Origin of the sequence: Paraburkholderia sp. IW21 (assembly GCF_041321145.1) — a bacterium.
GTDB lineage: Bacteria > Pseudomonadota > Gammaproteobacteria > Burkholderiales > Burkholderiaceae > Paraburkholderia.
On sequence record NZ_JBGGWA010000006.1, the window covers coordinates 111,190 to 124,534 of the forward strand.

The window sequence follows — 13,345 nt, forward strand, 5'->3', positions numbered from 1 at the left end:
GCAGGAGGGATCGCTGTTCCCTGTCGGGAATGCCCGGCGGGCCGCCGGGCGCGGGTGATAGTCGGGTCTAGCCGCTAACCGTTGAACCGGTATAACGTCGAATCGGTGCGAAAGCGGATTTCGTCACTCAGGCTGTTGCTCACCACCAGATAGCGCTGACCATCGGCGACGAAGCTGGTGGCGTCGGTCGCACCCGATGTCGCAAAGTCGCCAACGAGTTCGAAACACGCGCCCTGCCACTTGTAAATCTCCGAGTACGGCACGACAACAGGTGCTTTAGGTGTTCCGGTAATAAAGCACACGCGCACCAGATAGCGCCCATCCTCGCCGTCGACCAGACACAGTTCGCGTCCGCCGGCGCCACCTAGCACTTGCGTGTCGATGAACTGCGCGCCGTCGAATCGATAGAGTGTGGTGTGCTTGAGCAGATTCGCGTGCAACATCCATAGCGCGCCATCCGCTTCGAAAAACCGGAACGCACGCCCGCCGTTTTCGCTGAACACTTGCAACGGTGCAAACTTTTCACCGTCCCAGCGATGCACCGACGATCCGCTGACGTGATCCGCGTACGCAAGATAGTGCTCGCCACCGAAACGGGTGAACGCCCAGTTGTAGCCCCACTGTCCACCGAAAGTCTGAAACGGCTCGAAGCGTTCGCCATTCCATTCGAACAGGCACGACTGCCGCGGATGTTTCGGCACGACACCGTCAACCACCACGCCTTGCGCCAGGGCGAGGAAATGGCGCGAGTCAAATGAAAAGGCAAACCATTGCTTCGCCGCAAACACCGGAAAACGTTGCAGCGGCACCCATGCACCATCAATGCGTTCATACACGACAGCGTCGGTGTCGAGATCGTACGGCCCCTTGCCGGTTCGAATGCCAGCCGCCGCGAGGAAGCGCCGGTCGTCGATCTCGAAGTACTCGAGGTCTTCGCCGCCTGGCAAGGCTAGCGCTTCATGCTCGATGAAACGACCGTCCTGCCAGCGGTAGATCGGCGCTTCAATGTCGCTGTCACCACCGTTCATGTAGGGTGGTTCACCCGGCACATCGCGCGCGAGTTGGGGCACCGCGAGAAAGGTGCCCTCGTGCGTCGTAAAGACTTCCACCGCGCGCGCACCACTGGTGGGCAGTTGCTGCAGCGGTGTGAGCAGGCCGGCGTTCAATTCAGTTTTTCCCATTACCCAACTCCGAACCGGCGTTAGTGAAGGACATGGCTGGCGTGACCGGTGCACTGTCGTCGCGCGGGCGCCACAGGTTCGCGAGGCCGACGCCGAGCGCACCGCCTACCGCGAGTAGCGCGGCCACGATGAACAGCGTGTCGAACGGCAGATGTTGCGACAGCAGGATGCCGCCCACCAGCGGGCCGATGATCGAACCGGTGCGCCCGATCGCCATCGCCCAACCGATGCCGGCCGCGCGCACGTCGGCGGGAAAGAGCCGGCTGGCAATGGCCGGAAACGTCAACTGCCCGCCGACCAGACACGCGCCGACCGCGAACAGCATCGCGAACGCCACATTCCCTGCGCCGATGATATGACCGAGTGCGACCGTCAACACAGCGCCGCATAGAAACGAAATCGCCACCGGCACGAAGGGTCCACGCTTGCCGACCACCATCGAAATCACCAGCGCACCGCCGATCGCGCCGATGTTCAACGCCACCGCACCGAGCGCCGCACGTGCGGGCGCCACGCCGTTCATGTTCAGGATCGTTGGCATGAAACTGACGAGGAAACCCGACAGGATCATGCTCGACAGCACACCGAACCATAGCGCCAGGGTCGCGGCGAGCCGGCCGCCACTGAACAGGTTGCCGAACAACACCATTCCACCCACCGCGCCGCGCGGCCGCGCCGCTGCGTGTTCGGCACGCGACACCGTCTGCTTCGGGATCACCAGCAGCACCGGGATCAGCGCGGCCAGTGCGCTCGCGCCCCCCATCAGGAACACGAACGGCCAGCCGAAGCGCATCATCAACGCCGCCGTGATCGCCCCGCCCACCACCGCACCGAGCGGAAAGCCGATAAACATCAGAATCACCAGCGACGAGCGGCGTTGCGGCGAGCTGCTCTCGGCGGTGATCGCGGCCACCGGCGGAATCGCGCCGCCCATGCCGAGGCCGCCTAGAAAACGCAGCGCGGCAAGCATCGTCGCCGAGGTCGCGAACGCACAACCCAGCGTGAAAATGCCGGTCACGCACAGCGCGAGTACCAGCATTGGCCTGCGACCAAAGCGGTCCGCCAGCGGCCCGACGATCAGCGAGCCGAGTACAGTGCCGACAAAGCCCGCGCCAAACACGCGGCCAAGCGTTGCGTGATCGATCTGTAACGACTTCGCCAGCAACGGCGCGACGAACGACAACATCAGCGTGTCGAAGCCGTCGATCATCGACACCGCAAAGCACACCAGCGTGATGCGCAGCACATGGTTCGACGGCGGCCCGGCCGATTGTCCCAACCCAAAAGCATTCATAACTGTCTCCATCCATCAAGGGCATTAGATTCAGCCGGCGCGTGAGCCCTTACGCACCGGTCGTTTTAACCAGCCAACAACGACGCCGTTACGAGCTCACGGCATCTGGATACGACACGTTGGTAAAACCAGGAATCGCCACGTTTTGCGGCTGATTGCCGTTGCCATACAACTGGTCGACGATGTAATCGGCGACACAGTTCGATAACAGCTGCGCCGGGTCTTCCATGATGCGGCGCAGCCGTGCGGCAGTGGCGTCGCGATCGTCGATCGACGTGATCGGCGGCATGCTGTCAGCGGATGCCGGTTCGAAGTGGTAGGCGCGTTGCTCGGGAAACAGCAAACGCGCGACGTCGATGCTCGCACGCGTGTTCAACCACAAGCCGCGATACGTGCGTTCGAGTTCCGCGAGACCGGCCGCATCGGGAAGCTCAGCCACCGAGAACGACGGCGCATGCGGCGCAACGAGGATGCGCTCCGGCTGCAACACGCATTCCGACGCACGCCACACGAGGTAGCACATATTGTTCGATGCCCACGTAGCGCCCGCCGTCGGCCGGCCCGACTGGCCGCTCACCAGCACCATCGCACGGCGCCAGTCGAGCGATTGCGCGCGCAACCAGTTACCGATGCGATAGACGATATCGAGGAAAGCGAGCCCGAAGGTCGCGAACATCACGTCGTTCATCGGCACGGGCAACGCAGCGCTCGGCGCGGCCGCGAAGTATTCCGTGTTGAGGCGCTCGAAGCTCAGCAACGCCGGCTCTTCTTCGGCTCGCGCGAGCAATTCGATCGTCACGCCGCACGTGTAATCGACGAGGTTGGCGATCTTGCGCTCGTGGCCGCAGAAGCTCTCCACTGCAACGCGATCACGCCACAACACTATCGAATTGGCGTTACGCGTTTCCTGAGCATGGTGGCGCAAACGCACCGCATCGCTTTTCCACGCGTCGTCGTGCGGCGACAGCTCGCGCATTCTCGCCAGATACGCCAATGCCAAAGGCAGATGCGAGACCGCCGTCAATTCAATAAAACCACGCGTCGATTTGCGAAAACTCTCGATCGACGGTGTGCGTGCGCCGCCGGGGAACAGCACGATGTCGCTGCCGGTCGAGACCAGCATCGGCGCATCGGCGGCTTGTTGCGCCATCTGCTGCGTCAGATGCGCGCCGATGCTCTGCGGGTCCGACGTGAAAGCGCGAAACAAACCGGCAAAGGCAGCGTCGGGTTGATAGGCCATGGATTTGTCTTTCACCTGGTTTTCGCCTGGTTGTCGCTCAGTAATCGAACAAACGCGCGGGGTTATCGGACAGAATCATCTTGTGAACCGCTGCGTCGTCAGTCCATGCACCGAGCAGGTTCAGCAATTCGCCGGTATCGCGCGTTGAATCCGGAATGTGCGGCCAGTCCGAGCCCCAGATCACTTTCCGCGGCGCGGCCTTGATGATCGCTTCGGCCATCGGCGCCACGGCTTCATAGCCGCGATGTTTGGCGATCCGGTACGGCGCGCTGAGTTTAAGCCAGCAGTTGCCGTCTTTCAGCAGACTGAGCAGGCGGTCGAAATCTGCTTGCGTGAGGCCGTCTTCGAGCATGTAGCCCATGTGATCGATGACGAAATCGGTCTGCACGTCGGCAAGAAACGGAATCAGATTGCGCACCACCCAACCCGGCGCATAGAATTGCACGTGCCAGCCGAGGCTTGCGCACAAACGCGCCATCCGCGTGATGTACCGCTGGATCTCGACGGTCGGCAGCGCCGCGCGCGCAAACAGATCGAGCCGCACTGCGCGCACGCCGGACTGATGGAAGCTGTCCAGGGTCACCGCGTCCGTGTTCTCGTCGATCATCACGACGCCGCGCGCGATCGAGCCCGCCACGTGCAGCGTGTCGATCAAACAACGGTTGTCCGTGCCGTAAAAACTCGGCTGCACGATCACGAAGCGCTTCAAGTGCAGCACGTTCATCATCTGCAGATAGTGCGCGAGCTTGCCGTCGGGCAATGTGTAGTGCGGATGCTCGACCTTCGGATATTTGTCTTCGAGGCCGAACACGTGCATGTGCGCGTCGCAGGCGAGCGGCGGCATCGGGAACGAAGGGCGCGACAACGTATCGTAGTCGCGCATCGGCGTGGAAATCAGCGGAGTTTCTGCCATGATCTGAAAGTAGAAATAGATTAAAGTTTGCGTGCCTGCTCGACGCGCTCACGCAGCGCCGCAAGATAAACATCGCTGTCGATGCCGGCAAAGATGAAAGACGCGGCGCCCTCGCGGCGCAATTCATTGAGCGACTCGCACTCCGGCATCCCGCCCACTATCACCACCTTGCCGTACCGCTGCCCTGCCGAGATCACTTTGCGGCACGCAGCCACGACCACGGGATGCGCCGATTCGCCGGCGTAGCCCAGATCGGCGGCAAGATCGTTGCAACCAAGCGCGAGCACGTCGACGCCTTCGATCGCCGCGATTGCATCGGCGGCTTCGACGCCGGCGCGGCTTTCGATCAGCACCTTGAGCACGGTCACGTCGTTCAGACGACGGTTGAGTTCGCGAGCGGGAAGTTTCTCGAAGTTGACGTAGGGCAGTGTCGCCAGTTGCGAACGCTGGCCGAGCGGCGGAAAGCGTGTGGCGATCACCGCGTCGCGCGCCTGTTCGGCGGTCTCGACACGCGGCACGATGATGCCCAGCGCGCCGCCATCCAGCACGCGGTTGATGGTGCCGTAATCGCGTTCCGGCACGCGCACCCACGGCATCAGGCCCAGATCGACCGCGCATGAGCACAGTTGCGACACGGTATCGACCGGCAGCGAACTGTGTTCCATATCCACCCAGATCGTGTCGTAGCCGGCCGCTTTGGCCCAGCGGACCGCATCCGTTGTGCGCGAGGCGCGAATTCCCAGCGCAATGATCTTGTGTCGCGCTCGCAGGCGTTCGACCAGTTCCGCACCGTTCATGCTGTCTCCGTCGTTGAGTAGGTGGAAGACAGTATCGCCCGGGAAACAGTTTTGATTTATTCTCCAAATCAAGGTTATTGATTCACAAAGCAAATCAATGAACATTCGTCATCTGGAATATTTCGTGGTGCTGGCGCAGGAACTGCATTTCCGCCGCAGCGCCGAGCGGCTGGGTATCACGCAGGCGCCGTTGAGCCTTGCGATCCAGTCGCTGGAGGCGGAATTGGGCGCGCGGCTCTTCCATCGCACGCGCCGCACTGTTGCGCTGACCGAGGCGGGGCTGGCGTTGCTGGACGACGCACGGGCGATCCTCGCCCGGATCGAACACGCGAAGGAAAGCGTCTGGGAGACCGTCAGCGGCGACGTGGGGCGGTTACGAGTCGGCTTTACGAACGCGTCTTCGTTGTCGCCGCTCTTCCCGCGTCTGATTCACGCGTACCGGACGCAACGGCCGAAGGTCAATATCTCGCTACTGGAATTGTCGTCGTCGCGGCAGATCGAGGCGATCGAACAACGCGAACTCGATGTCGGCCTGCTGCGGCTGCCGGACAGCACGCCATCGCCCGATCTCGTGTTCACGCCGCTGCTGGAAGAGCCGTTGCTGGTGGCGATGCACGCCGGGCATCGGCTGGCGAAGGCGGCGTCGATCAAGATCAAGGATTTGCGCAACGAGCCGTTTATCGCCTATCCGCGCCAGGCGGGCGTGGCCGTGTCGCAGCAGACGCTTGCGCTGTGCGCAAAACGCGGCTTCGAACCGCAGGTAGTACAGGAAGCGCAGCAGGCTTCGACGCTGATCGGTCTGACCGCAACCGGTCTCGGCATTGCTCTCGTACCGGCAACGTTGCAGACCATCGCAGTGCCCGGCGTCGTCTTCAGAACGCTCGACGAGACCGACACCACCACCACGCTATACATCGCGCATCGTTACGGCGACGCCAATGCGCGGGCGATGCAGTTTGCGGAACTCGCTCTGGCGCTGCGGTAAGCGGCCCGCGCGGTTCACATCAAGGCTTCGCCGCTACGTTGAACACGCCGCGATCGTACGCTTCGCAATACGATTTCCAGTCGGCCTCCACCTGCGCCTCGCATTGCGTCGCCAGTTCGATCAACGGCAATTGCCAATCCTTGCGATTGCCGAACGCGATCAGCTCGTCGGCAATCGACGACTTCTGCCGGCCACTGCTGCGCAGTTGCGCCCACGCGCTCAATTCGGCCATGCTGTTGACCACTTCCTCGAGCCGCGGCAGCTTGCCGTTCCAGTCGCTCAACGCCACCCGGTCTTCCGAAGGCTGCAAGCTGCGCAGCACATACGAGCGCTGATTGAAATCAACTGCATGCAAGAACGCTTGCGAGACCGCCTGATTGCGCCGCTGAACTTCAACGACGCGTTGCGCCTCGCTCTGCCACTTCGGCTGCGGCGTGCGCAGATGCGGCGTGACCGATGAAGGGAGCGCCTCTTTCAGATCGATCAGATAATTGCCGTCCGGCGAGCCTTTACCTTCGACGAGGATCACGTAGCGGTCCACGCCCAGGCTGCCGGTGCCGGCAACCCGGCGCGCCACGTCGACGATGCGATAGAAGTCGGGATTGGATTCGTCGGCGGCGAATTGATGCATGAACTCGGTGACTGCGGCGCGCGCCTTGTCGCTAACCGGCAGCGCTTTCTTGCCGTCCACTTTCAGCATCCGGGTCTTGCCCTTGAGCGTGGTGCGCCGGTCCAGATGCGCGGCGCGCGTGCGGCTCGCCAGCGCGTCGAACAGATCGCGCACCATGCCTGTCGACGTCTCCGCTTCGATCCAGCGCGATTTGCCGTAGGCGAGCGCCGCACTGTAGGCATCGACCGCGGTGTGGCAGAGCGCGAGCGCCTGCGCGCGGCTCAGCTTGAGGTCGCTCGCGCCGACCAGCACACTCGCCAGGAGGCGCACCAGTTCGTAAAGGCTCGGCGCAAGGCAAGCTTCGTCGAAGTCGTTGTTGTCGAAATAGACGAGGCGGTTGTCGCCTTTATAGCTGCCGAAATTTTCCACGTGCATGTCGCCGCAGATCCATACCGGCGGCGCATCGTCGAGCACTTTGTCGCGCGGCAGACGCGCGTAAAACAGATGACAGGTGCCGCGTAAAAACACGAACGGCGAGCCGCGCATGAGTTTGTATTTCATCGCGAGCCGTTCGGGGTCGCGGCCCACGTTGAAGCTGGCGATGGCCTGCGCGATATCGGGCATGCGGTTCCCCTTCGGCGCGGCTCAGCGCCGCTTCAATACGGATTCAATGCGAGCGGAACGAATCCGCGAGCGCATGGAGATTGAACGGCTTCACGCGAATCACACCGCTGCGTCATCAGATAATAACGTCCGTCGGCGCTTACGTTGAAGCCGAAACCGCATTCCGTCCTGGAGCCATGCGTCAGCATGTCGAGCGTCTCCCACACGGAGAGCTTGATCCTGGTAAAGACCGCACGGGGGAATCGAATCCATGTATGCCTCAATTTCTAGACCCATGAATGCTTGCGTCTAATCTTTTCGGCCGACTTCTTTTCCCCCATGCACTCCGAGCCGATCAAAACGGCGGCTCGGAAATTCTTCAGTGTGGCAGTGCGGGAATCATCCACGACAGCACGTGTTGCTGGAGATATACCAGCAGTCCCAGGAGCAAAGTCAGGAATACGCTGTGCCAGAAGGTACGAGCGAATACGACGCCTTCTTGTCCTTTCAATTCGGTCGTCGACACGCCAGTGGCGATGTTCTGCGGCGAAATCATTTTGCCCATCACGCCGCCAGACGAGTTCGTCGCTGCCATTAGAACGGGATCAAGCCCAAGCTGTCTTGCCGCCACAACCTGCAAATTGCCGAACAGCGCGTTCCCCGACGTGTCGCTTCCAGATAGAAACACTGCAATCCAACCCAGCGATGCGGATACCAGCGGAAATAGCGCCCCGGTCGCAGCAACCCCCGTCCCGAGCGTATAGCTCATTCCCGAATAATTCAGCAAATAGGCCAATCCGACGATCATCATCACGGTTGCAATCGCAATGCGAGTCTGGCGCCATGTTTTGAGCGCACATCCAAGAAAATCACCTACGCCGGTACGCGTCCACAATGAGGTGATGACGGCCGCCAGCAGAATTGCCGTGCCTGTACCCATCGGCTGAAAATTCCACACTGCCGCGTAAGGCTTGTTGTAAAGCGTCACGTAGACAGCGTTGTGCAGGCCTGGCCATGCGATCTTGGTGTCGCCAATCGACGCGATATTCGCATGAACCCACACGATGACGATCACCGAAACGACAATCCATGGCATCCAGCCACCGTACCCTACCCGGCCTGTCGTTCTGGTGTTTTCCGCAGTACGCACGACCGCAAACGCGGGGTCCGGCTCCGGTTTCCAAACCTTGAGAAAGGCGATCGTAACGATCAGGGATGTCAGTGACGCGAGTACATCAGTCAGTTGATAGCCAAGGTAGTTCGACGTAACAAATTGAGCGATTCCGAAGCTGCCGCCGGATACCGCCAGCGCGGGCCATAGCTTTCCGATCGATCGAATGCCACCGTAGACGCCCACAACATAGAACGGCAGCAGGAACGCAAAAAACGGCAACTGTCGTCCGACCATCGCCGCCAGCGTATTCGCGGGCAGCGACGTGACAGCGCCAAGCACTGTGATCGGAACGCCGAGCGCGCCGAATGCAACGGGTGCGGTGTTGAAGATCAACGTAAAGGTGAGCGCCTCGAGCGCCGGGAAACCGAGTCCGATCAGCAGCGCGCTCGTGATTGCAACAGGCGTGCCGAAGCCGGAGATGCCTTCGAGCAGACAACCGAATGAGAAGGCGACCACGAGAAGGACAAGCCGCCGGTCATCAGGCAAATGGTCGAGCATCCATTGGCGGAATTGCTCGAAACGTCCGGATTTCACGGCGATGTTATAAAGCAGCAAAGCATTGAATACGATCCACATCACGGGGATGAGGGCCAGGGCCATTCCCGCGGCAACAGAATTCAACGCGAGCGTTGCCGGCATCCCCCATACCCCTACGGCAATGGCGAGCCCCGCGATCAAGCCTGCCAGCGACGCTTGCCAGGCCGGTCGGCGAAAGATACCGAGCATCACCAGTGCGATCGCGATCGGCAGGACGGCGACCAGGAAGGATAGCAATAGAGAGTGCGCGACAGGGGTAAGCGGCTGCGCGAACAGCACGCCCGACGGTAAAGCCATTGTTGATGCCACTTCTGTCTCCTATGTCCGCCTAACGGACTATTTGTCGAATTATGGTTCTTCGCACCTGCAACGGTTCAGTCGCGATGTGTCCCCACACAAAAAACCGTCGACTCGATCGTTCGAGTAGCCGACGGGCAGGGAAAGTCACATACGGAAACCGCGGACCAAGATACGTTTTCGCACGCGTAGCCGGCGAACACGTGCTGATAGCATGCTTGTCGCCTCCTCCCGACTGCGCCCCTTTGCGATCGTGCGAGCGAAGCAAGTGCGGATCACTTCACTGTCGTCGTCTGCTGCTGAACCAGGCGCCGCCCGTTCGGCCGTTGCGTCCAGCTTCCAGGCGTTTGACGGTTACCGCACTCCCAGCGATTTGGCGTACAACCCACGCCAGATCGGTTGAATTGTTTCTTTAACTGGGACACGCGTCTAGCTAGACAATAAGTGGTCGTACCAGTTTATTTTGTAAGTGGTGACGCGCGGACCATCCTTCCCTTTTGGAGAAGGGCAAAAGTTCCATTTCAGTTGAGCAGACGCTGAGAGCGGCAGGTGGTCATACCAGTTCTCGGGGGCTGTGGATCGGCGTCGTCAGTTGGCGGCCGGACACCTATGGAAGAAACACGTCCTCGGCGGGAACAGGGATCGCCCTGAATGCGGGCTTCGCAAAAAAATAGCCTTGCATCAGGCTTACGTCGTGCGCCAGAAAAAAGTCCCGCTCGTCTTTTGTCTCGATACCTTCGGCAATGACCCGAATGCCAAGGTCTCTGGCTATCGCCAGAATGCCCTTGACGACGCGCTGGCGGACGGTGTCCGTATCGATGCCACGCAGTAGCTGCATATCGAGCTTGATAATATCGGGCTGAAAATCCACCAGCAACGCCAACCCCGAATATCCCGCACCGAAATCGTCGATAGCGGTAAGAAAGCCGTAGTTTTTATAGGCCTTGAAAATCTCGACCAGGTGCGCGCGATCAGCGATCTGTTCGCCCTCGACGGTCTCGAATATGATTCGCTCAAGCGGAAAGCCATGCCGCTCCGCCGCTTCAAGCGTCGTCCTGATGCAGACCTCCGGTCGGTACACGGCATTAGGCATGAAGTTGATCGAGAGTAAGGCATCGAGGCTAAGTTCGGCAGCCGTTGCAATGGCAACCTGACGACAGCGCTGATCGAACTGATATCGATTTTCATCGTCGATCTGCGACAGCACCGAATACGCCGACTCGCCTTTTACCCCGCGAACAAGCGCTTCGCATGCAAAAACCCTCTTGTTCTGCATGTCGACGATTGGCTGGAATGCGAAGTCAATATCGATAGGTAGAGGCGCACCCTGCCTGCAGCCCGTGCAACCCTGCGCTGCGTGTATGCGTAAATCGCCGCTGGATGTGTTTGACGAATTCATTTTTCATTTGCTCCAACTTGCATCTGCTTGCACGTCGTCAGACATTCGCGGTTATCGGCGCGATACGACAAAGTTCTAAATGCAGTCCAACAGAGACGATAACGGCACGCAGGGGTTTAACTTTAGGGTTGACGCAAAACGCGGCCGGCTAGCCGGCCTTGCGCTCCTCGCGCACGCTATCGGCTACCGATACGACAATCGGCATCGCCGCCTGCGCGGCTTCGCGCTTGGTTAGCTTGCCGTCCACCGAGGCACCGCAATCCATCCGCAACTGCTGGTAGTAGATGTTGCCGGTCACATGCGCATTGCTCTGCAACTCGACAAAGTGATCGGCGATAACGTCACCGACAATCGTGCCGTTGATCACCACGTCGTAGCCGTGCACGTTGCCCTCGATCGAGCCGCGGTCGCTCAATACCAGCAGCGTCTGAGCGCCCGCCTCGCCGCTGACATTGCCCTTCACGTGGCCGTCCATGCGCAGGCCGTCGCAGAACTGAAGATCGCCCGTGATCCGCACGTCGTGAGCGATCAGGGTGGCGAGCTTGGTCTGCTGGATGCCCGCGTGTTTTTTCTTGCTGAACATAAATATCTCTTGGAAATGAAAATGTTCGTCGCGTGATGCTATCCGGGCGACGAGCCGGGGTTTGCTTACTGCGTTGTGGTGCTGCCTGCTGCGGGTCGGCAAGGCGTTGGTACGGGTTCGGCGCCGAATTGACTCATGCCGCCGCGGCTTGCCTGCGATCAGCGGCGCGGCGCCGCCGCATGCGCCGGCGGCTTCGTCTTGCTCTGGCCGTGCAGGAACTGCAATTCGGCGTTCAACCGGGCGACATCGGCAGCGGCGCTATCGGCGGCTTTCTGTACCGCGGCGCGCGCCGCCGCTTCCTGCGCCAGCGCAAGCCGCGTACGTGTGAGTTCCGTCTGTTCGGTGCCTTCATCGACGGGCGCCGCGCTGCATGAGTCCGCCGCTGTGTCGGTGCGCTGCGCATGCCAGGCCATCACGCCCGCCGCGCCAACTGCCGCACTGAGCGCGCAGACGAGGACCCACGCGGCCACGCGAAGAGCTGGCGGCCGCACGGGCTGCAACGTATAGGCGCGGTGGGTCAGACTGCCCGCATCGCGGGAAAAACGCCGGTCAGCCATGAAGGGGTGGCGCGAAGAGCGCAAGGTAGGCAGCCGGATCGACCGGCGCGCCGTTGACAAGGACTTCGAAATGAAGATGCGGGCCGGTGGAGCGGCCGGTCGAGCCGACATCGGCAACATACTGGCGCGGCAGCACCAGATCGCCCACATGCACCACGATGCGCGACGCATGACCGTAACGGGTCACGAGTCCGTTGCCATGATCGATTTCCACCGCATTGCCATAACCCGCTTTCTCGCCCGCGAAGATCACGCGGCCGCCCGCTGCCGCAAGTATCGGCGTGCCGGTCCTGGCGACCAGATCGATACCCGGATGAAAATTCAAACGATGCGTGAACGGATCCGTGCGGTTGCCGAACGGCGAGCCGAAGCGCGCGCCGTCGGCCGGCATGCGGCCGGGAAACGCGGCGTACGCGATGGCGTGGTCGGCGGCCTGCTGCTCGAGCGCGGACAGCGTCGCAGCGATGCAGTCCAGCTGTTGCCGGGTGCGCTCGGCATCGACATGACCGGTGGGTTGCGGCGTCACGTCGGTACAGCGCCGTGGCGGCAGCGCGGGGCCGCCCTCGCCTTCGCTGTCTGTGGCGGATGTGTCGGATTCGGACGCAGCACCCGGCGCGGCGGGCGTAGCTTGCGTAACGGGTGCGCGCGGCGCCGGCCGCGGTGTATTCAGACGTGCTTCGAAATCGCGCAACGCGCCGACCTGCATCGTCAGGCGCGCAATGCGCGGTTCGATTTGCGCTACCGATGCGTTCAGCTTGCCCAGTTGATCGATCGCGTAGTCGTGCTCGACACGATTCGCCGCCTGATCGCCGGAACCACTGTGCGCGGGCCAATGCATGCCGATAGCGATACCCGCGGCGAGCGCCAGCGCTGCCGCGCCGAACGCGGTGCTTACTGCGATCGTCAGCGCGGAGCGGCGTGTGACGAAGCCGACCGAGCCACTGGAAAGCTGACTGCCGGCGCGAAACACGGAGGACATTAGCGGCTCCCGGCGCGGGCTGTGCGAGGTGTGCACGGCCGCGCGATGGCGGCACAACACACGTTCGGCATGCTCAACGCGCTCGGCGTGTTCAAGCGGGACAGGAGATCGGCGGAAAGGACTAACTGCATGCGGCATCAACCGGACAATTTCCGGTGGCGATAAGGGACAAAGAGATCGATTATCGCCTGGCATC

The 13,345-nt window shown here is 61.4% G+C and carries 12 protein-coding genes; 1 reads left to right on the forward strand and 11 read right to left on the reverse strand.

Annotated features, from left to right (window positions below):
* Window positions 1–74: 74 nt before the first annotated feature.
* The 5 genes from ACAX43_RS16235 to ACAX43_RS16255 all read right to left on the reverse strand — a co-directional run bounded on the left by ACAX43_RS16235 (window position 75) and on the right by ACAX43_RS16255 (window position 5,425).
* Window positions 75–1,181, reverse strand: a complete 1,107-nt coding sequence (locus ACAX43_RS16235) for a hypothetical protein (protein WP_370709430.1) — start codon at window positions 1,179–1,181, stop codon at window positions 75–77.
* Complete coding sequence (locus ACAX43_RS16240) at window positions 1,168–2,475, reverse strand: MFS transporter (protein WP_370709431.1); 1,308 nt, start codon at window positions 2,473–2,475, stop codon at window positions 1,168–1,170. The genes ACAX43_RS16235 and ACAX43_RS16240 overlap by 14 nt, the downstream gene beginning before the upstream one ends.
* Window positions 2,476–2,563: 88 nt before the next feature.
* Complete coding sequence (locus ACAX43_RS16245) at window positions 2,564–3,730, reverse strand: DUF5624 domain-containing protein (RefSeq protein ID WP_370709432.1); 1,167 nt, start codon at window positions 3,728–3,730, stop codon at window positions 2,564–2,566.
* Between the two features lie 22 nt (window positions 3,731–3,752).
* Window positions 3,753–4,628 (reverse strand): amidohydrolase, encoded by an 876-nt coding sequence (locus tag ACAX43_RS16250; RefSeq protein WP_370709433.1) that lies wholly within the window; start codon window positions 4,626–4,628, stop codon window positions 3,753–3,755.
* A 20-nt stretch (window positions 4,629–4,648) separates the two neighbouring features.
* Complete coding sequence (locus ACAX43_RS16255) at window positions 4,649–5,425, reverse strand: HpcH/HpaI aldolase/citrate lyase family protein (protein ID WP_370709434.1); 777 nt, start codon at window positions 5,423–5,425, stop codon at window positions 4,649–4,651.
* Between the two features lie 97 nt (window positions 5,426–5,522).
* Here ACAX43_RS16255 and ACAX43_RS16260 point away from each other — a divergent pair, with 97 nt between their 5' ends.
* Window positions 5,523–6,410, forward strand: coding sequence for a LysR substrate-binding domain-containing protein (locus ACAX43_RS16260; protein WP_370709435.1), 888 nt, complete (start codon window positions 5,523–5,525; stop codon window positions 6,408–6,410).
* A gap of 19 nt (window positions 6,411–6,429) precedes the next feature.
* On the opposite strand, the gene ACAX43_RS16265 is transcribed toward ACAX43_RS16260, so the two are convergent.
* The 6 genes from ACAX43_RS16265 to ACAX43_RS16290 form a co-directional block, all read right to left on the reverse strand.
* The gene (locus ACAX43_RS16265) at window positions 6,430–7,644 is read right to left on the reverse strand and encodes a DUF2252 domain-containing protein (protein ID WP_370709436.1); all 1,215 of its coding nucleotides are present in this window, start codon (window positions 7,642–7,644) and stop codon (window positions 6,430–6,432) included.
* 358 nt (window positions 7,645–8,002) lie between these two features.
* Window positions 8,003–9,643 (reverse strand): L-lactate permease, encoded by a 1,641-nt coding sequence (locus tag ACAX43_RS16270; RefSeq protein ID WP_370709437.1) that lies wholly within the window; start codon window positions 9,641–9,643, stop codon window positions 8,003–8,005.
* A 595-nt stretch (window positions 9,644–10,238) separates the two neighbouring features.
* Window positions 10,239–11,030, reverse strand: coding sequence for an EAL domain-containing protein (locus ACAX43_RS16275; protein WP_370709438.1), 792 nt, complete (start codon window positions 11,028–11,030; stop codon window positions 10,239–10,241).
* Between the two features lie 148 nt (window positions 11,031–11,178).
* Window positions 11,179–11,613: a polymer-forming cytoskeletal protein gene (locus tag ACAX43_RS16280; protein WP_370709439.1), complete on the reverse strand. Its 435-nt coding sequence runs from the start codon at window positions 11,611–11,613 to the stop codon at window positions 11,179–11,181.
* A 158-nt stretch (window positions 11,614–11,771) separates the two neighbouring features.
* Window positions 11,772–12,170, reverse strand: coding sequence for a hypothetical protein (locus tag ACAX43_RS16285; RefSeq protein ID WP_370709440.1), 399 nt, complete (start codon window positions 12,168–12,170; stop codon window positions 11,772–11,774).
* Window positions 12,163–13,149, reverse strand: coding sequence for a M23 family metallopeptidase (locus tag ACAX43_RS16290; RefSeq protein WP_370709441.1), 987 nt, complete (start codon window positions 13,147–13,149; stop codon window positions 12,163–12,165). Before ACAX43_RS16290 ends, ACAX43_RS16285 begins: the two co-directional genes overlap by 8 nt.
* Window positions 13,150–13,345: the final 196 nt, after the last annotated feature.